The organism is Rhizobium sp. WCS2018Hpa-16, from assembly GCF_031843705.1.
GTDB lineage: Bacteria > Pseudomonadota > Alphaproteobacteria > Rhizobiales > Rhizobiaceae > Agrobacterium > Agrobacterium tumefaciens_C.
The window spans coordinates 448,619-471,416 of the sequence record NZ_JAVTIX010000001.1 but is presented as its reverse complement, the minus strand read 5'-3'; the positions used below and the strand labels follow the sequence as shown (position 1 = coordinate 471,416).

Sequence of the window (22,798 nt, the reverse complement as noted above, 5' to 3'; positions counted from 1 at the left end):
TAGACGGGTTCCACGGCGAATGCCAACAGAAAATCGGCCACAGGCAAATTACATCGAGAAAACCGGCTTGAAGTCCGCATCATAGCCTTCATCACCAATCGCGCCGTCCACGATCAGCTTTGCACCCAGCCGCCCGATTTCATCACAGCTTTTGGCCGCCGCGCCGCAGCCTCCGGTCAGCACTGCAATATTGGGCGAGCTCGTATAGCCGATGGCAGGAAACCCACTCGACGTATAAGACGTCACGCATGCAGCCATCGATATTCGCGAGCGATCGATGGATGGGATCAGCGTTTCAATGATGTCTGAAAAATCATCGCGAACACTGGCATTCCCGCCAGAACGGAACCAGTCGCGGATGTCCCGGTCACTTGTCAGCGGCACGTCCACCGGCTCTCCGCCAATCTTGAGATAGAACTTCCCATCGGGATAGCGCACCGGCGGCAGAAGATAGATGTGTTTGCTGGCGTCCGCAGGCTCATAAATCAGCGAAGGCATACCGGCGTAGCGATGCAGCTCGGCCTCGGGGATCTCGAAGAAGGCAACCGTGCGGGCACAGACCACCATCTCCAGCGGCTGCGGCAACAGCCCCTCCGCAATGGAAAACCCACCCGCCGCAACCAACACTTTTTCTGCGGTGTAGCGCCCGCCCGAAGCCGTCGTCACCGTCGCAACCCCGCCGTCTTCGGCCACGCTCACAGCAACATCGTCGATGCGCGTCACGCCGTGCTTTTGTCCAATCGCGATCTGCGCCCGCACCAGTTCACGCGGATTGACGAAACCGGCATTGTTCCTCTCGAACACGCCTTCGCATCCACTCTCGAAGGAAAAATAGGGGAAGCGCTGCGCAAGTGCTGCATCGTCAAGCACCTCAGTCTCGACACCCAACGTGTCAGCCGCCGCACACACATTCTCAATATAGGAATAGCCCGTGCCCCGCGCCTTGCCGACAATGAGGCAACCCACTTCCCCATAAAACTCGACGCCGCTCTCGCGCTCGATCTCGCCGTAACGGGCAATAGAACGGTTGGCGAGCCTTGCCCAGTCCGAGTTGCTATCGATGGTCCGGGTGATCCGCGCCGCATCATAATGGCTGGCGAAAACGCCCTTGTGGTTCTTGATATCCTGCGGCTCACCGGGACCGATCAACGCAACGCTATCACAGCTGTCAGCAAGATAACGGGCAGCAGAAGCCCCCATCATACCCGCACCCACCACGATATATTGAAACTGTGTTGCCATGAACGCGCTCACCGATTTTCGATTCCGTCACAACACGTTGTAGCAGTTTGCTGAATCGATTCCAGAGAGTTGGGGTTGGATAGGTTGGTGGGGGTAAGCCAAACCCACCACCGCCAAACTTACACAAAAACCGGCACCATCTGCGCCGCAAAATCGTCTTCGGTTAACTGCCCGTCCAGCAAAAGCACAGCACCCAGCCGTCCGATTTCGTCTGATGATTTGGCCGCGACGAAATTGCCGCCGGTCAGCACGGCAATGTTGGAAGACTGCGTGTAGCCAATATAGGGGTATCCCGTGCGGGTAATGGAGGCGACGCAGGAGCCTGACGTGACAGGGCAACCTTCAAGCCCCGGCATCAGCTGCATGGCGCGCTTCACCAGAAACGCCACTTCGCTTTCCGTCCCATCGGAGTGGAACCATGACACCGCCTGAGCCAGCGTCTCCAGCCTGCCCTTCTCGCTCTCACCGCCAATTTTCAGGTAGATCTTGCCATCGGGATATCGCACCGGCGGCAGAATATAGACGATGTCATCGGCATTTTCCGCTAGGACGATGGTGGAAGGCATAGCGGCGAAAACCCGCTGCTTTTCCTCGTCCAGCTCGAAAAACGCAATCGTCCGGCCTGTCGCGGCCATATCGACCGTCGAGGGCAGAAGATCAGCCATATTCGTAAAACCGCCCGCCGCGACAATGACCTTGTCCGCCGTGTAGCGCTGGCCCGCATCCGTCACCACCTCGACACCGGAAGCCGTATCTGCAATCCGCACCGCAGTCTCGCGGATCAGCTTTGTGCCCTGACGTTCGGCGATCGCGATCTGCGCCTTCACCAGCGCACGCGGATTGACGTAACCGGCATTGCGCGCCTCAAACCATCCATGGTGATCGTCAGGCAGATCGAACATCGGAAAGCGTGCGCTGAGCCCTGACGTGTCCAGCACATCAATCCCACTGTTTGCAGCAGGGCGCGCGGCCATGGCGGCGGTCACGTAATCACCGCCGAGCCCATTGCCGTTACCAGCAAACAGGCAACCCACCTCGTGGTAAAACCGGAAGCCGCTCTCTGCTTCAATCTGCGCATAGCGCTCGATGGAGCGTTTCGCCAGTTCCGCCCAGACGGGATCGCCATCGAAACCACGCGTGATTCTAGCTTCGTCATAATGGCTGGAAAACACGCCCTCGTGGCTCTTGCGGTCCACGGGCTCGGCAGGGCCAATCAGCGCGACACCATCAGTCACACTGGAAAGGTGGCGCGCCGCTGCTGCCCCCATCATGCCAGCCCCGACGACGATATATTTGAAATCCGGCATGATCTGCTCCCGCAATGCTATGCCTCTGCCTAGCAAAGTCAGGCCGCGTGCAAAAGCGCCAAATCGGCCATCAGCCCTGCAACAGCGCCTGCACCTTGCCGCAATATTGTTTGGAAACCGGGTTCATGCGCTTTGCGGCGTGGCCTGCATTGTAGCGCAAAATCGTGTTGCAGACCTGCCCGCCGCCCAGTTGGTGCGCCATGGCTAGATATTGCATGCCCCAGCGAATATTGGTCTCGGGATCATAGAGCCCCTTGGTCGTGCCGCGATAACCGATCATGCGCGCAGTCGCTGGCTTGATCTGCATGAGCCCCACTTCACCGGCACTGCCACGCGCCTTGGGATTAAATTTGCTTTCAACCGACACCACCGCATGGGCCAGATTGGTCGGCACACCATAGCGCGTGGCATATTTCACGATCAGCTCGGAATAGCCATTGTGCAGCTTCTGCGGAAGCGCCCTTTCGGGGATGGGATAACCCGGCTTGCGAATGAAGGTTTCCAGCGTGACAGTCTTGGTTTTAACCTCATCTTCGGCAAAAGCGGGACCACTCTGTGCGGCAAGCATAACAAGGCAAGCCGAAACAGCAATATAGGCAATTCTCATGGGTGTGAAACGTCTCCGGGCTGAAGACTGCGAACGGCAGCGTTAATACGCGCCACATGGAAAGGTCATCAGGACAATCCGTCGCACGTCTTCATCATTGATACTGACAATGACCGTTTCAAAATGAAACAGATCATCGGTTGATGAGGTGCATTAAGTGAATCAATGAGGATATACTGTGGCAACACGCAAAAAACCGCGTCACGCATCCGTGTAGAGAGGCCGCCATTCCATCAGACGCCGCTAAACCTTGGCAGCGCCGATATCAGCCGATGCAACGTGTCGATGGTCGAAAAATCTGCGATACCATCCACCAGAACAGGCCGGAAATGCCGCTGGAAAGCCGCAACAACGCCCTCTGTTTTTTCGCAGTAAATGCCCGTTATTTCAACGCCGTAACCATAGAGAGACAGCATCGACTGAAGCGCCTCGACTGGCTGCCCGCTATCGCCGCGCTGGAAAAATCGCCCGCCACCGATAGGTGCCGCCTCAACCCAGTGCCCGACGCCATGCTGCGACAGAGTATCCCATGGGAACTTCTCACCCGGATCGATCTTGCGCACCGGCGCAATATCGGAGTGTCCCAGCACCTTTTCAGGCGCAATGGACCACCGCTGCGCACAATCCCGACACAATTGGATCACCGCCTCGATCTGCGCATCGGGAAAGTCCGGCAGCCCCGCCGGATGACCGGCATTGGCAATCTCGATGCCAATCGAGCGCGAATTGATATCGACTTCGCCATCCCAGAAGCTTTTTCCAGCGTGCCATGCGCGCTGGCTCTCGGGAACAAGCTGCAAAATCCTACCATCTTCGAATACAAAGTAATGGCTAGAAACCTGGCTCTCTTCATTGCACAGCCAGGATAGCGCGCTATCGGCGGTGCCCATGCCTGTGTAGTGAATAATAATCATGTCGGGACCGGCAACACCAACCCGCTCGCCATGGTTGGGCGAAGGCGCGACAAGCGCACCGGCATAATCGGCTGTGAATTCACTCATGCGACGCGGCGTTCTTTCTCGATGGCCGCATAGGCAGCGTTCAGAGCCGCCATTCGCTCATTGGCCGCGGCATGCAGTTCCATGGGAACGCCACGCGCAATCAGCTTGTCCGGGTGATGTTCGGCCACCAGCGTGCGGTAACGCTTGCGAATATCCAGAAAATCATCCGCTGGCGAAACGCCGAGAACGCGATAAGGGTCGCGTCCATCCATATGAACATGCCGCGCCATGATGGTTTCGAAATGATCGTCGGTGATTCGGAAGATTTCAGCGATTCGGCCCAGAAACGCCATTTCGCGCTCATGGATCAAACCATCCGCCTTGGCGATGTGGAACAGACCGTCGATCACGCTTTCCAGCATCTCGCAATTCTGCTCGCCGGAACCGCAAAGGCCGGACAGGCGCTCGGCATAGGCCTCATAACCAGCCACATCCTGTCGCGCCAGATTGTAAAGTCGGGCAACGTTCTGCGCTTCTTCTTCTGGAAAGTCGAAAATCTGGCGAAACGCCTTCACTTCCGCATCGTTGACCATGCCATCAGCCTTGGCCATCTTGGCAGAGAGAGCAATGATCGCAATCGAGAATGACACCTGCCGACGCGTCTCGGGATCGCCTTCAAAAACGGTCCTGACGGCCTCTATCACACGGCCAAGCACGTTGCCCGCCGCATCGCCAATTGCGCCGAGCAGTCGTTCCCAAAGCGAAGTCAGTTGCAAACAGGCGAAATCGTACATCATGAGTGCGATCATACGATGCCGCCGCATGAATGCAATATACATAAAGGTCGCATGTCATTAACTTTTATTCATCTTCAGATCACGCTTTTCTAGCTCAAGGAGACGATCTGCGAGTGCCACCGCCACTGTTTTCCACAGGCACGCGGGTAACGACAGCAACTACAAGGGGTGTAACCTTTGTCACAGCGGCTAACCAACCGGAACAACCGAAATCTCTGTGAAATAATCGGACCCGGCTCCATGCCTCTAACGGTAGCAGGCGGCAGGCTGATGTCTTCAGGAAGAACTAACTTAGTCATTCCACAGAACGATGTCGCTTTCATTTGATGAGGATATTTTTGTCAGCACTAGCCGCATTGAGCCACCTGAACTGCTTACGCGCACTCGCCGAAAATGGCCCGAATTAAAACTTTAGGTGATACTAATCCTTGTTAGGTGAGATCACCATGCTATCTTTCGCGTGATGCGCCACTTAACTGTCGCTCAATAAAGGAACGTTAAATGCGCGGAATTATCGTAATGCCTAGAGTTAGCGTTAGGCTCCCCAACGACCTATCATATAGCGGAGATGTCGATCTCAATCTGGTGCGACTGTGGGTATTATTTTGGGATAAGATCGCTACGCCTACGACAATCATGGTTAGGTCACTTGGGCCTGAGTTCGAGTTCTTAGGAAGTCGAGATATTCATTCCTATGACCGAGCAACGCAACTTAAATCAACCGAATTAGCTGCACGTACCATCGAAGCACGGAGCATGACATTCAAGAAATTAGAAGTTGCATCCCCCGGCTCTTGGTCATTGGGGTCGGGCGTGGGCGCGTGGGATGGACCGGAAACAGAGGAGGGCAGAGGTTTACGAATTGAACTGGTCAAAGCTTTGCCCGTCCCTGAAAAGGATGTCCCTCTTGAAGATATTCTGGAATTTCGGGAGCGTCGCCGAGACGAGCGAGAGGCGGTGATGAACTACATCGACGAATGTTACCTGTCTGTAACGGCATCTCCCGATAAACCTCTCGCCGCTCATAACGCTCTAGAGAAGCTTTCCCGAGCAGCAAGAGAACAACTTGAGGTAACAAAGGAATCTAGCATCCCACATCGGCTTTACGACTTAGCAGCAGACTTCAATTTGGTCGCGGCGGGGGTGGCGGCGACTGGCAGCATAGCCCTTGGCGCAACATGGCCCGTAATCGTAGGAAACAGCATCCTCGCAGGAGGGAGCGTGACGATCAAAAACATCCTAGCCACTCCGAACCCCGTCAAAGGAAATAATGCCTTCAGATATGTGGCACGATATCACGACGAAGTGTTTCGTTAGGGCAGCCTTTTGTTTCGTATTAGAGAAGCTAGCGCCGTTCTGTCCAGAAGGACGCGCCGCCCTCCAGCGAGATTCGTTTTGGTGTGCCAAAGCTGGCGCGAGTTTGCGTCAAAGCTCGCGGTGCGCCATAGCGCCCTCCAGCCAATTGAAACGATTATATCGGCCACCGCGCTCAAGGGGTTCGAAAATTGCCTCGAAATGCCCGAATTTCTTGAGAAATTCACTTTACATGCCCCATTGGCTGCTCCATCCATTTGCCCCAGCGGATCTTTGGCGAGATCGTTTGAACAAACACGAAGGAGTGCCACGATGGCCAAACAGAAAGTTGCAATGTTGACCGCAGGCGGTCTTGCACCATGCCTCTCCTCTGCCGTGGGCGGCCTGATCGAGCGTTACAGCGACATCGCGCCTGACATCGATATCGTGGCCTATCGCTCCGGCTATCAGGGCGTTTTGCTGGGCGATAGCGTCGAAATCACCAGCAGCATGCGCGAAAAGGCTCATCTTCTGCACCGCTATGGCGGCTCGCCCATCGGCAACAGCCGCGTGAAGCTGACCAATGCCGCAGATTGCGCCAAGCGCGGCCTCGTCAAGGAAGGCGAGAACCCGCTGGCGGTTGCTGCAGATCGCCTGGCGAAAGATGGCGTCACCATTCTCCACACCATCGGTGGCGATGACACCAACACCACAGCGGCCGATCTCGCAGCCTATCTCGGCGCCAATGGCTATAACCTCACCGTCGTCGGCCTGCCCAAGACGGTTGACAATGACGTCGTCCCCATCAAGCAGTCGCTGGGCGCATGGACAGCTGCAGAAGTCGGCGCAAATTTCTTCGATAATGTCAGCAATGAACAGAGTGCTGCGCCCAAGACCTTTGTCATTCACGAAGTCATGGGCCGCCACTGCGGCTGGCTCACGGCAGCAACAGCGCGCGCCTATATTCAAAAGACCAGCGGCAATGAATATGTCGAGGGTCTGCTGATGGGCGAGCAGTTGAAAAGCATCGATGGCCTTTATCTGCCGGAAATGGCCTTCGATATCGAGGCCGAAGCCGAGCGCCTGAAGAAGACAATGGAAAAGACCGGCTTCGTCACGCTCTTCGTGTCGGAAGGCGCTGGCCTTGATTCGATCGTTGCCGAGCGCGAAGCATCTGGCGAAACCGTCAAGCGCGATGCCTTCGGCCACGTCAAGATCGACACGATCAATGTTGGCGGCTGGTTCCAAAAGCAATTTGCTGGCCTCATCGGCGCAGAACGCACCATGGTGCAGAAGTCTGGTTACTATGCCCGCTCCGCCCCTGCCAACGGCCAAGACCTCCGCCTCATCCAGAGCATGGTTGATCTGGCCGTGGAAAGCGCGCTCAACAAGGTATCCGGCGTCACCGGTCATGATGAGGACCAGGGCGGCAAGCTGCGCACCATCGAATTCCCGCGCATCAAGGGCGGCAAGCACTTCGATCTGTCCACACCGTGGTTCGACGAGGTCATGAACCACATCGGCCAGCCCTATAAGGCAGCCTGAGCATAAAAGCGCCTCTTTGCGCCACATGATGCGGCAAACCGCACAGTGTGGCGCAAACACACCGCTCTGACGTTATGAACCTTCAGACCCATAAATCCGTTTCGGTTTCTGGGGCAATGCTGTAGGTTAACAAAAAATACGTGCAGGGAGGGCAAGGAGGAAAGCAATGTCTGTGCAAGTCTGGCTCGTGTTCTGCTTGGCCTGTGCCATTCTTTTCACACTGCCCTCACTCATCTCGTTCAAGGTCGCCAGCTACGCTTCCATTCGTGGCAAGCGCGCCACGCTCGCGGCCGTGTCAGGCGCAACCCTTGGCATCGTGACAACAGTCACCGCCGCGTCCATCATCGTGGTCGGCGTCGAGCTGATGCCATCCTCTCTCATCGATATTCTGCGCTGGACCGGAACCGCATGGCTGATGCTGTTCGTTCTCTGGACAATCGCCACCCCCGCCGCTCGTGAGGCCAATGCCGACAACGACAATCTGCGCGGAAAATCCTTCGGCACCGTGTTTTCCGATTGCTTCGTGACGGCTGCGCTGCGCCTGCGCTATTTCGGCTTTTTCGTCGCCTTCCTCATGCAGTTTTTGAACGGCACACGCGATGTGGTTGAAATGGTCACGCAGATGCAGGCGGTCCTTCTTCTCATTGCTCTTGTCTGCCTCAGCCTGCAGGCGGTATTCGCACGCTTTACCATCACATCAGTGCGGCGCATGTCTGCTTCCAAAAAACCAGCAAATTCAAAGCGTAAGAGCTTCATCGCCGGTCGCGCCGTCACGGCAGGATACCGCAAAATCGCTGCATAAGAATTTGCTACTCAGTCCCCGCTTGCCCGAAACCTCACGATAGGTTAATGATCGCGCCACAGGGACTGCCCGTTTCGCTTGAATCTGGGCTTGAGACCGGCAGTGCAGTTAGAGGCGGCAGAATGAAAATTTCAGGCAATTTTCGTCGAAAATCGGCGCTGTTTCTGTCGTCCACCATGGGCATGGCGCTCACATTGGCAGGATGCACCAGCGTCGAATACAGCCCCCGCCCGCAGATGACAGCGGTTACACCAGCATCTGAAAATACCGCCAGCCAAACACCCGCTACCACGCAGGAAGCCACAGCTTCAGCGCAGCCCGCTTCCGCCACCACAGTCTCGACAACGGCGCCCGCAGCTCCCCAGCTTGCCGCAGCCAACACCACCAATCCATTGCCAACTGCCACCGCCCTCAAGGGTGGCCGCGTCGCACTTCCACCAGCATCCGAAATTGCAGCCGCAGCAGCCATCAGCGCGCAAATGCAGCCCCCTGTCACGCCGGTAGCACTTGCTGCACCAGCCGCAACAACCTCTGCCGCCGCAGCCGTCACCCAGCAGGCCGCTACCAGCGCCGCTCTTCCTCAGGTCGTTGCCCTCAAGGGCGGTTTTCCGGCAGCGCCAAGCGCACCAGGCACACCCTCAGCGGCCGCCATTCCGCTGACGGAAGAAATGATGAAGCAGCAGAGCGTCATTCCCGTGCCGAAGCCGCAGGGCGCGATGCTGGCCTATGCTTCTGCCCCGCAAAACGCGGCCCTTGCCGCCATCAGTACACGCGAAGGTCTAACAACATCTCCATTGGCCACCGCCATGGGTGGACGCCAGCAGCTCAGCGGTCTCATCACCAAATATGCAACCATGTACGATGTGCCGGAAGATCTGGTCCACCGTGTGGTCATGCGTGAAAGCCGTTACAATCCGCGCGCCATTAACGGCGGCCACTTCGGCCTGATGCAGATCAAGCACGCCACAGCCCGCTCCATGGGCTTCGATGGCCCGGCCTCCGGCCTCTTCGACGCAGAAACCAACCTGAAATATGCTGTGAAATACCTGCGCGGTGCATGGATGGTGGCCGATAACGACCGCGACAACGCGGTTCGCCTCTATGCGCGCGGCTATTATTACGACGCCAAGCGCAAGGGCATGCTGCACGTCCTGCGCAAGTAATCCTGCCGCACCATTTTCCGCATCTCCCCACAGGCCGGAAGATCGTTTCTTCCTAGCCTCTCTGTCACTTGTTCGCCTCTCTCATCTTGGAGAAGACGTCTGGCGCGCCCCACAGGCGCCCGTCATCAAACTGTTGCGTCCCGCCGCTAAACGCCTCTGAACCGAATGAGAGGTGGAATCAGATGACGAGTGTGGCGCCAAAGACAGGTTTCAGCAAAAACGTTAAGCTCAAGAGTGCCCTCCTCCAGCACAAGGCCCTGTCCACCAGCGGCCTGTCCGAGCGCCTGTTCGGCGTGTTGTTTTCCGGTCTGGTTTATCCGCAGATCTGGGAAGATCCTGATGTCGATATGCGCGCCATGGAGCTGCGCGATGGCCACAGCATCGTCACCATTGGCTCCGGCGGCTGCAACGTGCTGGCCTATCTCTCCCGCAATCCTTCGCGCATCGATGTGGTTGATCTCAATCCCCATCACATCGCGCTCAACAAGCTGAAACTGGCCGCGTTCCGCCACCTGCCGAACCATGGTGATGTCGTGCGCCAGTTCGGCGTGGCCGATGTCCGCTCCAACAGCTCCGGTTATGACCGGTTCATCGCCCCCAATCTGGATGCACAGACCCGCGCCTATTGGTCCAAGCGTACTTTAAGCGGACGCCGTCGCATCACTGTCTTTGATCGTAATATCTACCGCACCGGGCTTCTGGGCCGCTTCATCGGCGTTGGCCACGTGCTGGCGCGCCTGCACGGCGTGAAGCTGACGGATATGGCCAATGCCCGCTCCATGGATGAGCAGCGCCAGTTCTTCGATCAGAAGGTCGCGCCCCTGTTCGACAAGCCTATGATCCGCTGGCTGACGAAGCGCAAAAGTTCGCTCTTCGGCCTCGGCATTCCGCCACGCCAGTATGATGAGCTGGCAAGCCTCTCGCACGGCAACACCATTGCTCCGGTTCTGCGCCAGCGCCTTGAAAAGCTCGCCTGCGATTTTCCGCTGAAGGAGAATTACTTCGCCTGGCAGGCCTTTGCGCGCCGCTATCCGCAATCGCAGGAAGGCAATTTGCCGGATTATCTGCGCAGCGATTATTACGAAGCCATCCGCGAAAACGCCTCGCGCGTCTCCGTTCACCACGCCACATTCACCGAGCTGTTGGCCTCCAAGCCAGCCTCCTCGGTAGACCGTTACGTGCTTCTCGATGCGCAGGACTGGATGACGGACACGCAGATCAACGAATTGTGGTCGCAGATCAGCCGCACGGCGGCACCAGAGGCCCGCGTCATCTTCCGCACCGCCGCTGAAAAGAGTGTCATCGAAGGCCGCCTGTCGCCTGACATCAGCGCGCAATGGACCTATCTGGCCGAGCGTTCGCAGGAGCTGAACGCAAGCGACCGCTCCGCCATCTATGGCGGCTTCCACATCTATCAGAGGGCACAGGCATGAAGAGCATCGGCGATCAAATCAGCCTTGGTGATGTCAACCACGCCAACCTCATGGACAAGATGTATCGCAACCAGCGGCACATCTATGATCTGACGCGCAAATACTACCTTCTGGGCCGCGATACGACCATCGCCAGGCTGAATGTTCCCGTGGATGGCAATCTGCTGGAAGTCGGCTGCGGCACAGGGCGCAACCTCCTGCGCGCCGCAAAGCTCTTCCCCAAGGCAAAGCTCTATGGTCTGGATATTTCGTCGGAAATGCTGACCACCGCCAGCGAGAACTTCGGCAGCCACCGCGAGCGCCCAATCCTGCGCGTGTCGGATGCCACCACCTTCAAGCTATCAGAATTTGGCCGCGCCTCCGGCTTTGACAGGATCATGATTTCCTATGCGGTCTCGATGATCCCGGATTGGGAAAAGGCAGTCGAACGCGCCTTGTTGGCGCTCGCACCCGGCGGCTCGCTGCACATCGTGGATTTCGGCCAGCAGGAGCATTTGCCAACCTGGTTCCGCAGCCTGCTTCAGGCATGGCTTGCCAAATTCCACGTCACCCCCCGCGCCAATATGCGCTACGTCTTGGAAACGCTGGCAGGCAGCCACGGTGCAACGCTGGAGTTCGAACCGATTGCCCGTGGCTATGCCTGGCGGGCAGTTCTGACACTTCCCAAAGCCTGAAACGGCCTGACATCCGCGTGAGATGACGGAAATCGAGGGGGCTGGCGCTTGCCATAACACCTTGTTTACCCTGTTATGGTAAATGAGAGATTACGGCGCGCCCTTCTCCGGGCAGCGCGGACTGCCATTCGTATTTCTGGGATTATCATGCAGCGGCTTCTTCCGGCTATCTTATCGACCGTTCTTCTGCTCAGCGGCTGCACCTCCACCAGCTACGATTTCCTCGAAACAGCATCCTTGGCCCAGCCCCGTTTCAAGGACAATGATCCCCACGAATTCGGCTCCAGATCTCCCCATAAGCATGAGGTGCATGGCATCGATGTGTCCAAGTGGAATGGCGAAATCGACTGGAAGACCGTACGGAAATCCGGCGTTTCCTTCGCCTTCATCAAGGCAACGGAAGGTACCGACCGTCTCGATGCCCGCTTTGAAAAATATTGGCGCGAGGCCGCAGCCGCTGGCATTCCGCATGCGCCCTATCACTTCTATTATTTCTGCGCGACAGCGGATGCGCAGGCAGACTGGTTCATTCGCAGCGTTCCGAAGGAATCCATGAAGCTGCCGCCCGTGCTGGACGTGGAGTGGAACCCCGCCTCCCCCACCTGCAAGACGCGCCCTGCACCGGAAGTGGTGCGCTCTGAGATGCTGAAATTCATGCGTCGCATCGAAGCGCATTACGGCAAGCGGCCCATCATCTACACCAGCGTGGATTTCCACCGCGATAATCTGGTCGGCCAGTTCAAGAACTACCCTTTCTGGGTCCGCTCCACCGCCGCCCACCCAGCTGAGATCTACAGCGATCGGCAATGGTCCTTCTGGCAATATACCGGCACCGGCGTCATCCCCGGCATCAGCACCCCCACAGATATCAACGTCTTCGCCGGCTCCGAGAAAAACTGGCGTCAATGGATGGCCTCAGCCAACCAGCCGCGCGGCTAAGTGACCTTGATTTTCCTAGAAATTGTGGCAGATCACATGTGAAATATTCGCATGTCCGGGAAACAAAACGACACGTGGGGCTTTTCCCCGTGTCTGCCCACGCTTCTGCCACAAATTTTGGCGAACGCAGGGTCACAAGCTCACTCGAGGTATTTTAATGTCCAGCTTTTCCCCCCGCAGCATAGCGCTTGCTGCCACTCTCCTGACTTTGTCCTGCGGCTCTGCGCTCGCTGTCACCCCCGCGGTCTCGCCCGATGATCCAAAGCAGGTAGCCTGCGGTGGCGATCTCGCAACGTTCCTTGCTGGCGTGAAGACCGATGCAGTGGCCAAGGGTGTACCGGCAGCTGCCGTTGACAAGGCGCTATCAGGCGCGCAGATCGACGAAAAGGTTTTGTCACGAGACCGCGCCCAGGGCGTGTTCCGCCAGACCTTCCTTGAATTCTCCCAGCGCACCGTCAGCCAGGGACGGCTGGATATGGGCCGCAAGAAAATCCAAGAATACAATACCACCTTCAAGCGCGCTGAAGAAGAATTTGGCGTTCCCGCAGGTGTCATCGCCGCCTTCTGGGCCATGGAAACAGATTTCGGCGCGGTTCAGGGAGACTTCAACACCCGCAACGCACTGGTCACGCTGGCCCATGATTGCCGCCGCCCGGAACTCTTTCGCCCGCAGCTCATCGCGCTGACCGAAATGGTTCAGCACGGCGATCTCGATCCCGCCACCAACACCGGCGCATGGGCAGGCGAAATCGGCCAGGTGCAGATGCTGCCAAAAGACATCATTGCCTTCGGCGTGGATGGTGATGGCGATGGCCACGTCAACGTCAAGGCCAGCAGCCCGGATGCCATCCTGACCGCTGCGAAGTTCATCCAGCATCTCGGCTTCAAGAAGGGCGAGCCATGGATCGAGGAAGTTTCCGTACCGGAAAACCTCCCTTGGGAAAAATCCGGTCTCGGCGGCACGATGACAGCGGGCGAGTGGTTCAACCTCGGCGTTGCACCAAAGAACGGTGACAAGGCGTTTGCGGCCCTGCCCGCAGCCCTCATCCTGCCACAGGGCCGCAAGGGTCCGGCCTTCCTCACCTACCCCAACTTCAACATCTATCTGGAATGGAACCAGTCCTTCATCTACACCACCTCGGCGGCCTATTTCGCAACCCGCTTCATGGGCGCCCCTGTCTATGCCAAGGGCAACCCGGAGCCAGGTCTCGATGATGCCGCGATGAAGGAACTTCAGACCAAGCTGGATGCCAAGACGCATGATGTCGGCAAGATCGACGGCATCCTCGGCTCCGGCACCCGCATCGCGGTTCAGCGTGAGCAGCAGCGCCTCGGTCTGCCCGCAGATGGCTGGCCAACCCGCGCTCTGCTGGACGCGCTCTGATACGCCGAAACCACGGATTCTAACCCATTAAGACAAACGGCCATGGCATTAACCATGGCCGTTTACGTTTTTTCACAATTTGCACTCAATTTTACAGATCGTAATATAAGTTGTTTTTCAATGGATTGGCTCCAACGCTCTGAAATTGTGGCCATTTTTGTGTGCGCCGCAATATAGATTTCGCTTTTCAAGCGACACAAAAGGGTCATAATGCTTACTGTCAACGTAAAGGAGGCAGAGCATGGGACTTACAAATTCTCTTAATGCCTTAGCAGTTGGTGTGGCGTTCGCGTTTATCGGAGTGATGTTATTCATCTGACACGCACCTTGGGGTTGTCGCCAACATCAAGCAGTTGATTATCAATCAAAGTAAAAAGCGCAGGTTTTGCCAAACCTGCGCTTTTTTCATTTCAGCAATTTGAAAGGCCAAACCGCTTACGCGGCTGACTTGCGCAGCGGACGATAGCCCACATTTTCCAGAACAGCGTTCACCAGCGGCGCGCGGTTCATGGTGTAGAGGTGGAATTCGTTGATACCGCGCCGTTGCAGATCAAGGATCTGCTCGGCAGCAACCTCTGCCGCAACCTTTGCCCTGCCCGCCACATCATCATCGTAACCGGCAAAACGGTCATCCAGAAACGACGGGACACTGGTGCCGCAACGGCCGGCAAACCGCTTCAACTGCGTCAGGTTCTGGATTGGCATGATGCCCGGCACCACGGGAATGGTGATGCCCGCCTTGGTCACGCGCTCCATGTAACGATCGAAAATATCATTATCGAAGAAGAACTGAGTCAGAGCACGGGTCGCACCATTGTCAGCCTTGCGCTTGAGCATATCGATATCGACAGCATCGCTTTCGCTTTCCGGGTGCTTTTCGGGATAGGCCGAAACGGAGATTTCGAAATCGCCCAGCTCACGCAGCCCGCGCACCAGGGCGGCGGCGTTCTCATAGCCCTCAGGATGCGGCTTGTAGTCGGTGCCAACGCCCGTGGAAGGGTCGCCACGCAGCGCCACGAAATGCTTCACGCCTGCGTCCCGAAACTCGGCCACGACGTCATGAACCTCCTGCTTGCTGGCATCCACGCAGGTCAGGTGCGATGCGGTCGGCAATCCGGCAACGGAGATCATGCGCTGCACCGCTTGCAGTGTCGGCGCCTTGGTCGTGCCGCCTGCGCCATAGGTCACGGAAACGAAATCCGGGTTCCAGCGCGATAGTTCCTCAACCGTTTCCCACAGCTGAACATCCATATCGGCGCTTTTAGGCGGGAAGAACTCGAAGGAAAGCTTGAAGCTTTCGGTCGCATGGCGGTCTGTATTGGTGTTTGTCATCTCATGCCCTCCCGGCGGAAAGAAGCGGTGCGTCCATCGTCTCCTCGCCAGCCATCAGCAGGCGCGGATCGCGCGCGACCCATATTGTAACGTCAAGCGATTGGGCAGACGCATTTCCCGAATGCAGGTCGACAGCCGTTTCGGGCTTCAGACCGGTCTTTTTCAGCCACTCTTCCATCGTCTGGTGGGAGAAGCCGAGGCGCACATGCGCATGCTCTTCCCGCAGATATTCCAGCGAATGCGGAGCCAGATCGATAATCACGAGACGGCCATTGGGGCGCAGCATTCGCGCTGCCTCGGCAAGTGCCATCTGTGGATGGTCGAGAAAATGCAGGACCTGATGCACCACCACAAGATCGAAATCCTGGCTTTCCAGCGGCAGGTTCAAGATGTCGCCGTGCCGCACGGACGCATGCGCCACACCGGCCTTGTCCAGATTGGAGCGGGCAACCGCCAGCATGTCACGGCTGGCATCAATGCCGATGGCGCGGCGATAGATGCCACTGAAAAGCTGCAAGATACGACCCGTACCGGTGCCAAGATCCAGCATGGAATCAACCGGAGTTGTGCCAATCAGCTTTTGCAGCGCGCCTTCCACCGCATCATCACTCACATGCAGACGGCGAAGCTCATCCCAGGCAGAGGCGTTACGGGAAAAGTAATCCTGCGCCCGTTCCGCCCTCACCCGCTTGACGGCTGAAAGCCGCTCGGAATCCCGCAACAGCACGGCGTCATTGCGCGATGCAGCCGCCAGCAGCTGCTTCACCATCTCGGCAGCAATGCCATCCTGCTTCAGCCGGAAATAGGCCCATGCACCTTCCTGATAACGGTCGATCAGGTCCTCTTCGGCCAGAAGCTTGAGATGACGGGAAATGCGCGGCTGGGATTGCCCCAGAATTTCCGTCAGGTCCGTCACCGTCAGGTCGCCAGCGCCTAAAAGCGCAAGCAGCCGGAACCGAGTCGGCTCGCCCGCCGCCTTCAAAAGCCCCACCAGATTATCAAGCCCTAGAGCCAATGCACCAACCTCAACTCAATCAACATATAAAGATATCTTTATACGATTTCAGAGGAGATGCAAGATGGCAGAAACCGGCAGAGCGACAAAAACCGACCGACACCGCCACAAGTCCGCACAGGGTTAACAGCCTGCAACGGCGAGCTATTTCAAAAGCACAGCTCCCGTCCCCTCAGCACCCAGTCTGTCGCCAGGATTGCGCAAAGGGCAATCTGCCACTGACAGGCATCCGCACCCGATGCATCCCTCCAGTTCATCTCGAAGCTGCATAAGCTTGTCGATCCGCTTCTGCAGAGCAGCACGCCAGGATGTGGCCAGATTGTTCCAGTCCTGCGCATTGGGGGTGCGACCGTTCGGCAGGGCCGCCAGTTCCGTGCCAATCTCCGCAAGGGGTATGCCAGCCTGCTGGGCAATCTTGATGATAGCCACTCGGCGCAACACCTCTCGAGGGTAGCGCCTCTGGTTTCCGGCATTGCGCAAAGGCGTCAAAAGCCCCTTCGCCTCATAAAAATGGATCGTGGAAATGGCAACGCCGCACCGCTTGGCCACCTCGCCAACCGACAACTCCCGATGAATGTTCAATTCCGCCGTCATGCCTCTTGACCTCAACTATGGTTGAGGTCCTATGAACCCTGTCAGCCCATCAATCAAGCACCGCACGAAGGCGCTTTGAACGACCAAAGGAGTTGACCCATGATATCCGTCCAAGGACTGTATGAGACCCACCTGACCGTCACGGACCTTGAGCGATCAATCGATTTCTACCGCGATATCGTCGGGCTTGAGCTGGCACACACCATCACCGAGCGAAACGTCGCCTTCTTCTGGATCGGCAGCCGAGAAACCTCCATGCTTGGCCTATGGTCCATCCACAGCAGCCCGCTGCAAATGAAGCTGCACATCGCATTCCAGACAACGCTGGATCAGGTCATCGCCGCGCCCACCTACCTGCGTTCAAAAGGGATTACCCCTCAAAGCGGCACCGGCGCGGAAATCGACGAACCCATCGTCTTTCCGTGGATGCCCGCTGCCAGCGTCTACTTCAACGACCCCGACGGCCACCAATTGGAATATATCGCAATCCTGCCAGAACAAGCCCGGCCAGATATTCCGGGCGTCATGACGCTCTCGGCATGGAATGAGCGGTCGTAGGATCTGCGACAAATCTAGATCCTCAAATTTTCTCGCAAAAAAGCCGTCGCATCACGGGATGCGGCGGCTTTATTCTAAGGCTCAAAAGCCAGATCAAAGAGGAGAGGATTGCCTCAGAACTCTTCCCATTCTTTCGTGGCCAGCGCGGCATTGCCGTGGCTCATTGGCACGCTCCGTGGCGCCGGTCGTGGAGAGGCCGGGCGGGCAGAAGCCGCGCGTGGCGCCGTCGCAACAGGCTGGGCACGACCCGGTTGTCCCAGCTGGAAGTGAGAGAGCAGACCGTTCAGATTTGCGCTTTCCTGCGCAAGCGATGCACCTGCGGCATTCATTTCCTCAACCATCGCCGCATTGCGCTGCGTTGCCTGGTCCATATGGTTCACCGCCGTATTCACCTCCGCAAGACCAACGGATTGCTCATGCGCGGCTGTCGCGATTGCTTCCATGTGAACATTCACGGATTGCACCAGTTCGGCAATCTCGCCAAGCCCTGTGCCCGTATCATTCACCAGACGCACGCCCTCGCCCACCGCAACCGCGGAATTGCTGATCAGCTCCTTAATTTCCTTCGCGGCCTTGGCCGAACGCTGCGCCAACTCACGCACTTCCTGCGCCACGACGGCAAAGCCCTTGCCGGCCTCACCCGCACGGGCTGCTTCCACGCCGGCATTCAACGCCAGAAGGTTGGTCTGGAAAGCGATCTCGTCGATGACGCCGATGATCTGGCCGATCTGCTTTGAGGAGTGCTCGATCCGCTCCATGGCGGCAACGGCGTTGCGCACCACATCGCTGGAGCTGCTGGCCTTTTCGCGGGCGTTGCGCACCACGCTGCGAGCCTCAGTGGACCGCTTGGATGTCGCTGTCACATTGGATGTGATTTGCTCCAGCGCGGCAGCCGTTTCTTCCAGTGAAGCAGCCTGCTGTTCGGTCCGCTTGGCCAGATCGTCGGATGCAGAGGAGATTTCGTGCGAACCGCCTGTCACGGTCGAAACCGAGACGCCGACACTCGCCAATGTCTCACGCAATTGCCGAACAGAGCTGTTAAAGTCTCCGCGCAACATTTCAAACTGCGATGCCAGCGGCTCATTCAGCTCGCACAGCATATCACCTGCCGCCAGCCGCTTCATGCTGGCCGCAAAGGTGTTGGTGGCCTGAACAAGACGCGCCTCAGCCTCTTCTTCAGCCTGCCGCTGCATCGTCACGCGCTCTTCTTCCGAACGCTTGCGGTTAACCTCAGCATCGGCTTCCAACTGCTTGTTGCGAATAGCGGATTCGCGGAAAACTTCCACGGAGCGCGCCATGCCGCCAATTTCATCCTGGCGGCTTGCGCCATCAATTGCGACGGTCAGATCGCCATCGGCAAGCTTGCCCATGCAGCTCGTCAGGCTCGAAATCGGCCGTGTCACACGGGTAACAACGATGAAGATACCCGCAATACCGATTGCCATGGCAATGACCAGAAGCACGGAATAGAAGATCAGGGACTGAAGATAGGCAGCTTCTTGTGCCGTCGCTACCCGGTTCAGCTCATCCATGGCCAGCGAAGCGACAGAGGCGATCGTGCCCAGCGCTGCGGTAATCTTCGGGCGCCATTCATCAATGGTCACGCCAGCGCTCTCTCCCGCTTTCAACTTGGCGAGAATGCCGGAGCGCCACGTGGCGAAATCGCCCTTGAAATAGCTGTTGTCAGCCTTGGTCAGCTCGTCCTTCAAAGACTGAGCGATCTGGGGATGGTTGACAAGAACACGCACCGATTTCCAGGCGAACTCAACACCGGCGTCGTTTGCAATGATGCTGCTCACCTCCGCAGCATTCAGGCCACGATTGGCAGAAACCACACCGTTGACAACAACAGCGCCGCTGCCACCCAGTGCACGTGCGGCCCAGGCTTGCGAGCGGATTTGAATGAGGGCGACAGAGCTCGGGTCGAGGCTGCGCATCTCGCTTTCAATCGCCAGCGAGGTGGCCTCAAGCGAATTCAGGAACTCGTTGCCAAGATCGAGAATGACCTTGTCCATTCCCTTTTCACGCTGGTCCAGTTCGAGCGTTACCGCCTGATCGATCTTTTTGCGCTGCTCCTGAAGACGGCTATAGACGGAGCGCATCGCGGTCATCGTGCTGCTGATCTCAGGGGTAATGACCCTGTCGGAATCACCAGTCGTCTGTGAGAGAGCCGCATCGACCTTTGCCCGCGCCTTCTGCACGCTCTCATAGGACGCCGCACCCGCACTGCGAGACATCGTCAGCGCACTGGCACTGTCACCGCGCTCGCTGCGGAAGTTGAGAAGGGTGTTGAACAGGGCGCGATCCAGATTGGCCAGCTCGTTCACCGAGCGGCTGACCTGATACTGCGAAAATGCGGAATATGTCGAAGACCCGACAAGACCACAGAGCAGAATGCTCACAATGAGAAAGGCGCTGACAAGAATATTTCGAATCGAAAACATGTAACCCCCGGATTACAAAGCAGCTTCTTGAAAATTGATAATTCCAAATCTACCGGAATTGACGACAATAAATATTGGTCTCTCCGTGCAGACGAATCGCTGCATAAGGACTCACTCTGAGAGCCTATGCTCCACCAAATAAAAATTCGTAAAAGTTCTAAAGCTTTTAAAATTGAGTGTGGCCGAAGCACCAGCTTTCGCTGATGCCCTTCTTTCTCGTCGTGGACTGAGAAACTCTCGCCGAAAGCCTAGGAACGGAAATCCTGTACCGATCTGACAATGGTGGCGGGCGTGGAGCGGGCAGCACTCGATACCGCAACCTCCAGACGCTGGAGATAGTTGCGGAACAGGCGCTCACTGCCTTCGCTCCAGCGCGCCCCACCCGCAGCCCTATGGAGAGCCTTAAAACTCTTCCCAATCCTTCGCCACAGCCAGGACGGCATTGCCGTGGCTCATTGGCACGCTGCGTGGCACGGGGCGCGGAGACGCCGCACGGGGCGCGACCTCGATCGGCTTGGCACGAGCGGGCTGTCCGAGTTGGAAATGCGAGAGCAGATCGTTCAGATTTGCGCTTTCGCGTGCAAGGGATGCACCCGCTGCCGTCATCTCTTCCACCATGGCTGCATTCTGCTGTGTGGTGTGGTCCATATGGTTGATCGAGGAATTGATCTCGGAAAGGCCGGAAGATTGCTCCTGCGCGGCAGTTGCAATGGCTTCCATGTGCGAATTAACGGATTGCACCAGTTCGGCAATTTCACCAAGACCAGCACCCGTATCACTGACCAGACGGACACCTTCACCCACCGCAGTCTCGGAGTTTCTGATCAACTCCTTGATTTCCTTTGCGGCTTTGGCAGAACGCTGCGCCAGTTCACGCACTTCCTGCGCAACGACGGCAAAGCCCTTGCCCGCCTCTCCAGCACGCGCAGCTTCGACGCCCGCATTCAGAGCGAGAAGATTGGTCTGGAACGCGATCTCGTCGATAACGCCGATGATCTGGCTGATCTGCTTGGAAGACGCCTCGATTTTCCCCATCGCGGCAACTGCGTCGCGCACGACTTCACCGGAGCGACCCGCTTTTTCACGGGCACTCCGCACCACGCCACGGGCTTCTGCGGAGCGCTTCGACGTGGAGGTAACATTGACGGTAATCTGCTCCAGCGCCGCCGCCGTTTGCTCCAGCGAGGCAGCCTGTTGTTCGGTGCGCTTCGATAGATCGCCAGATGCGGACGAGACCTCGTGCGATCCGCTTGTCACCGTCGAAACCGATTGGCCCACACTGGTCAAGGTTTCGCGTAGTTGGCGCACTGAGCTGTTGAAGTCCTGGCGCAATGTCTCAAACTGCGATGCGAGAGGCTGGTGCAACTCGCACAGCATGTCGCCACTCGCCAGTCGTTTCATACTCTGGGCAAAGGCGCTGGTGGCCTGAATGAGGCGTTCCTGGGCCTCAGCTTCGGCCACGCGCTGCATTTCAACACGCTCACTTTCAGCCCGCGCACGGTTTCCAGCTTCCGCAGCTTCAAGCTCACGGTTGCGCAGCGCAGATTGCCGGAAGATTTCAACGGCTTGCTCCATATCGCCAATCTCGTCCTTGCGACCGGAAGGAGCAGCCGTCTTGTCAATATCACCGTTGGCAAGCCTGCCCATGGAGGCGACCATGCTTCTGATGGGCCGGACGACAGTCATCGCCATGACGCTCGACAACACGACCATGGCAATGCCACCCAACAGCGTCAGCGCTCCGATCAAGATCAGGTTTTGGTACGCGTCATGGGCGCGATTTTTCGCAAGGTTTAGGATTTGCTCCAGGCTTTCGGTTTCGATTTGCTTCAGGACGTCGATCCGTTTCGTCGCCATTGCAAACCATGCGGCACTATCCAGCCCACTCAAATCGGCATCCTGCCCCTGCGCCAGAATGCGCTGGCGAAAATCCGATATGTCCTTGGTAACCCCAGAAAGAAGTTCAGTGAATTTCGCGCCGCGCTCACGCGGCTGCGCCAGAATGAATGTATCGATCAGCGATTTCTGGCCACCAGCCATCGCAGCAAACTCCGCAAAGCGGGTTGGGTCCATTTTCTTCGCGTTGATGAAGCCATTGCCGAGGCCACGCTCCTGCCCCGCAAATTCCTTTGCCTTCATCAGTTCGGAATAGGCCCCCATCTGCCGGGCGATATCGGGATCACTCACCTCACCGGTCATGCTCACGACAATGGACACGATATTGCCAATAGCTGACGTATAGGCACTGAATGCCTGAGGACCCGTCGCAGACAAGGCATCGACGGAAGGGCGCAGCTTCACGGCTGCGGTCAGATTTGTGCTGGCTGTGGAGAAATTGCTGGATGTGGTTCCATCGCTCAATTCGCCAAGGACACTCAAAATGGAATCGAACTGGTTGGCGATGCTATCCGTCTGGCTCCGCGCAGCAGAAAGCTCCGCAACATTCTTCGCACCCTTCGAGCCAAGAAACCCCGCAGTCAATCCACGCTCAACCTGCAGTGAGTGAGCGATATCGCTGAGCTTCTTCAACTGGCCTTCAATAACGACCACATTGTTCATCTCGTGATAGTCACCCAGACGCTCAACCAAGCTGACACAGGAAAGATAACCTGCAGCAATCATCGGCAGAGCGACCGCAGTCCAAAGACGCTTACTGATTGCAACATCAACCAACTTCATAACATTTCACTCCCGGTCCGGGACTGTCATGCCCGTCAAACGTGCAATT

At 57.3% G+C, this 22,798-nt stretch carries 19 protein-coding genes; 9 read left to right on the top strand and 10 right to left on the bottom strand.

Annotated features, from left to right (window positions below):
* Positions 1 to 48: 48 nt before the first annotated feature.
* The 5 genes from RQI55_RS02275 to RQI55_RS02255 all read right to left on the bottom strand — a co-directional run bounded on the left by RQI55_RS02275 (position 49) and on the right by RQI55_RS02255 (position 4,894).
* Positions 49 to 1,242 (bottom strand): FAD-dependent oxidoreductase, encoded by a 1,194-nt coding sequence (locus RQI55_RS02275; protein ID WP_243255509.1) that lies wholly within the window; start codon positions 1,240 to 1,242, stop codon positions 49 to 51.
* A gap of 119 nt (positions 1,243 to 1,361) precedes the next feature.
* The gene (locus RQI55_RS02270; protein ID WP_243255507.1) at positions 1,362 to 2,549 is read right to left on the bottom strand and encodes an FAD-dependent oxidoreductase; all 1,188 of its coding nucleotides are present in this window, start codon (positions 2,547 to 2,549) and stop codon (positions 1,362 to 1,364) included.
* A gap of 70 nt (positions 2,550 to 2,619) precedes the next feature.
* Complete coding sequence (locus RQI55_RS02265; RefSeq protein WP_243255505.1) at positions 2,620 to 3,156, bottom strand: lytic transglycosylase domain-containing protein; 537 nt, start codon at positions 3,154 to 3,156, stop codon at positions 2,620 to 2,622.
* Positions 3,157 to 3,389: 233 nt separating this feature from the next.
* Complete coding sequence (locus tag RQI55_RS02260; RefSeq protein WP_243255503.1) at positions 3,390 to 4,157, bottom strand: N-acetylmuramoyl-L-alanine amidase; 768 nt, start codon at positions 4,155 to 4,157, stop codon at positions 3,390 to 3,392.
* Entirely contained in the window at positions 4,154 to 4,894 is a 741-nt protein-coding gene (locus RQI55_RS02255; RefSeq protein WP_042617742.1) for a DnaJ family molecular chaperone, read from the bottom strand. The genes RQI55_RS02260 and RQI55_RS02255 overlap by 4 nt, the downstream gene beginning before the upstream one ends.
* 501 nt (positions 4,895 to 5,395) lie before the next feature.
* Between RQI55_RS02255 and RQI55_RS02250 the strand changes: the two genes are divergently transcribed.
* The 8 genes from RQI55_RS02250 to RQI55_RS02215 all read left to right on the top strand — a co-directional run bounded on the left by RQI55_RS02250 (position 5,396) and on the right by RQI55_RS02215 (position 14,127).
* Positions 5,396 to 6,211 carry a DUF6236 family protein gene (locus RQI55_RS02250; protein ID WP_243255502.1) on the top strand — a complete coding sequence of 272 codons (816 nt, stop codon included), beginning with the start codon at positions 5,396 to 5,398 and terminating at the stop codon, positions 6,209 to 6,211.
* A gap of 309 nt (positions 6,212 to 6,520) precedes the next feature.
* Positions 6,521 to 7,732, top strand: coding sequence for a pyrophosphate--fructose-6-phosphate 1-phosphotransferase (locus RQI55_RS02245; RefSeq protein ID WP_243255500.1), 1,212 nt, complete (start codon positions 6,521 to 6,523; stop codon positions 7,730 to 7,732).
* Positions 7,733 to 7,898: 166 nt separating this feature from the next.
* Positions 7,899 to 8,534 (top strand): LysE family translocator, encoded by a 636-nt coding sequence (locus RQI55_RS02240; protein ID WP_042617218.1) that lies wholly within the window; start codon positions 7,899 to 7,901, stop codon positions 8,532 to 8,534.
* 122 nt (positions 8,535 to 8,656) lie between these two features.
* The gene (locus RQI55_RS02235) at positions 8,657 to 9,697 is read left to right on the top strand and encodes a lytic transglycosylase domain-containing protein (RefSeq protein ID WP_243255499.1); all 1,041 of its coding nucleotides are present in this window, start codon (positions 8,657 to 8,659) and stop codon (positions 9,695 to 9,697) included.
* Between the two features lie 182 nt (positions 9,698 to 9,879).
* A complete protein-coding gene (locus RQI55_RS02230; RefSeq protein WP_243255497.1) occupies positions 9,880 to 11,130 on the top strand; it encodes a DUF3419 family protein in 1,251 nt (416 codons plus the stop codon).
* Positions 11,127 to 11,804, top strand: a complete 678-nt coding sequence (locus tag RQI55_RS02225) for a class I SAM-dependent methyltransferase (protein ID WP_243255496.1) — start codon at positions 11,127 to 11,129, stop codon at positions 11,802 to 11,804. Before RQI55_RS02230 ends, RQI55_RS02225 begins: the two co-directional genes overlap by 4 nt.
* A 147-nt stretch (positions 11,805 to 11,951) precedes the next feature.
* Positions 11,952 to 12,743, top strand: coding sequence for a glycoside hydrolase family 25 protein (locus RQI55_RS02220; RefSeq protein ID WP_243255494.1), 792 nt, complete (start codon positions 11,952 to 11,954; stop codon positions 12,741 to 12,743).
* Between the two features lie 157 nt (positions 12,744 to 12,900).
* Positions 12,901 to 14,127: a lytic murein transglycosylase gene (locus RQI55_RS02215; RefSeq protein ID WP_243255493.1), complete on the top strand. Its 1,227-nt coding sequence runs from the start codon at positions 12,901 to 12,903 to the stop codon at positions 14,125 to 14,127.
* Between the two features lie 435 nt (positions 14,128 to 14,562).
* Here the strand turns inward: RQI55_RS02215 and metF are convergent, their stop codons facing one another.
* The 3 genes from metF to soxR form a co-directional block, all read right to left on the bottom strand.
* Complete coding sequence (gene metF, locus RQI55_RS02210; RefSeq protein WP_311272264.1) at positions 14,563 to 15,459, bottom strand: methylenetetrahydrofolate reductase [NAD(P)H]; 897 nt, start codon at positions 15,457 to 15,459, stop codon at positions 14,563 to 14,565.
* Between the two features lies 1 nt (position 15,460).
* The gene (locus tag RQI55_RS02205) at positions 15,461 to 16,474 is read right to left on the bottom strand and encodes a metalloregulator ArsR/SmtB family transcription factor (RefSeq protein WP_192064129.1); all 1,014 of its coding nucleotides are present in this window, start codon (positions 16,472 to 16,474) and stop codon (positions 15,461 to 15,463) included.
* Positions 16,475 to 16,618: 144 nt separating this feature from the next.
* Positions 16,619 to 17,068, bottom strand: a complete 450-nt coding sequence (soxR, locus tag RQI55_RS02200; protein ID WP_311272265.1) for a redox-sensitive transcriptional activator SoxR — start codon at positions 17,066 to 17,068, stop codon at positions 16,619 to 16,621.
* Positions 17,069 to 17,167: 99 nt separating this feature from the next.
* On the opposite strand from soxR, the gene RQI55_RS02195 reads away from it, so the two are divergent.
* On the top strand, positions 17,168 to 17,626 hold the full coding sequence (locus RQI55_RS02195; RefSeq protein ID WP_311272266.1) for a VOC family protein: 459 nt from the start codon (positions 17,168 to 17,170) through the stop codon (positions 17,624 to 17,626).
* Between the two features lie 113 nt (positions 17,627 to 17,739).
* On the opposite strand, the gene RQI55_RS02190 is transcribed toward RQI55_RS02195, so the two are convergent.
* Complete coding sequence (locus RQI55_RS02190) at positions 17,740 to 20,070, bottom strand: methyl-accepting chemotaxis protein (RefSeq protein ID WP_311272267.1); 2,331 nt, start codon at positions 20,068 to 20,070, stop codon at positions 17,740 to 17,742.
* Between the two features lie 402 nt (positions 20,071 to 20,472).
* Complete coding sequence (locus RQI55_RS02185; RefSeq protein ID WP_243255487.1) at positions 20,473 to 22,749, bottom strand: methyl-accepting chemotaxis protein; 2,277 nt, start codon at positions 22,747 to 22,749, stop codon at positions 20,473 to 20,475.
* Positions 22,750 to 22,798: the final 49 nt, after the last annotated feature.

Bases quoted from the DNA above. Each gene is read 5' to 3' on its own strand.
- RQI55_RS02230 (WP_243255497.1), top strand. From the start codon at position 9,880: ATGACGAGTGTGGCGCCAAAGACAGGTTTCAGCAAAAACGTTAAGCTC.
- RQI55_RS02190 (WP_311272267.1), bottom strand. From the start codon at position 20,070: ATGTTTTCGATTCGAAATATTCTTGTCAGCGCCTTTCTCATTGTGAGC.
- RQI55_RS02255 (WP_042617742.1), bottom strand. From the start codon at position 4,894: ATGATGTACGATTTCGCCTGTTTGCAACTGACTTCGCTTTGGGAACGA.
- RQI55_RS02245 (WP_243255500.1), top strand. From the start codon at position 6,521: ATGGCCAAACAGAAAGTTGCAATGTTGACCGCAGGCGGTCTTGCACCA.
- RQI55_RS02265 (WP_243255505.1), bottom strand. From the start codon at position 3,156: ATGAGAATTGCCTATATTGCTGTTTCGGCTTGCCTTGTTATGCTTGCC.
- soxR (WP_311272265.1), bottom strand. From the start codon at position 17,068: ATGACGGCGGAATTGAACATTCATCGGGAGTTGTCGGTTGGCGAGGTG.
- RQI55_RS02220 (WP_243255494.1), top strand. From the start codon at position 11,952: ATGCAGCGGCTTCTTCCGGCTATCTTATCGACCGTTCTTCTGCTCAGC.
- RQI55_RS02235 (WP_243255499.1), top strand. From the start codon at position 8,657: ATGAAAATTTCAGGCAATTTTCGTCGAAAATCGGCGCTGTTTCTGTCG.
- RQI55_RS02225 (WP_243255496.1), top strand. From the start codon at position 11,127: ATGAAGAGCATCGGCGATCAAATCAGCCTTGGTGATGTCAACCACGCC.
- RQI55_RS02215 (WP_243255493.1), top strand. From the start codon at position 12,901: ATGTCCAGCTTTTCCCCCCGCAGCATAGCGCTTGCTGCCACTCTCCTG.
- metF (WP_311272264.1), bottom strand. From the start codon at position 15,459: ATGACAAACACCAATACAGACCGCCATGCGACCGAAAGCTTCAAGCTT.
- RQI55_RS02185 (WP_243255487.1), bottom strand. From the start codon at position 22,749: ATGAAGTTGGTTGATGTTGCAATCAGTAAGCGTCTTTGGACTGCGGTC.
- RQI55_RS02260 (WP_243255503.1), bottom strand. From the start codon at position 4,157: ATGAGTGAATTCACAGCCGATTATGCCGGTGCGCTTGTCGCGCCTTCG.
- RQI55_RS02270 (WP_243255507.1), bottom strand. From the start codon at position 2,549: ATGCCGGATTTCAAATATATCGTCGTCGGGGCTGGCATGATGGGGGCA.
- RQI55_RS02275 (WP_243255509.1), bottom strand. From the start codon at position 1,242: ATGGCAACACAGTTTCAATATATCGTGGTGGGTGCGGGTATGATGGGG.
- RQI55_RS02250 (WP_243255502.1), top strand. From the start codon at position 5,396: ATGCGCGGAATTATCGTAATGCCTAGAGTTAGCGTTAGGCTCCCCAAC.
- RQI55_RS02195 (WP_311272266.1), top strand. From the start codon at position 17,168: ATGATATCCGTCCAAGGACTGTATGAGACCCACCTGACCGTCACGGAC.
- RQI55_RS02240 (WP_042617218.1), top strand. From the start codon at position 7,899: ATGTCTGTGCAAGTCTGGCTCGTGTTCTGCTTGGCCTGTGCCATTCTT.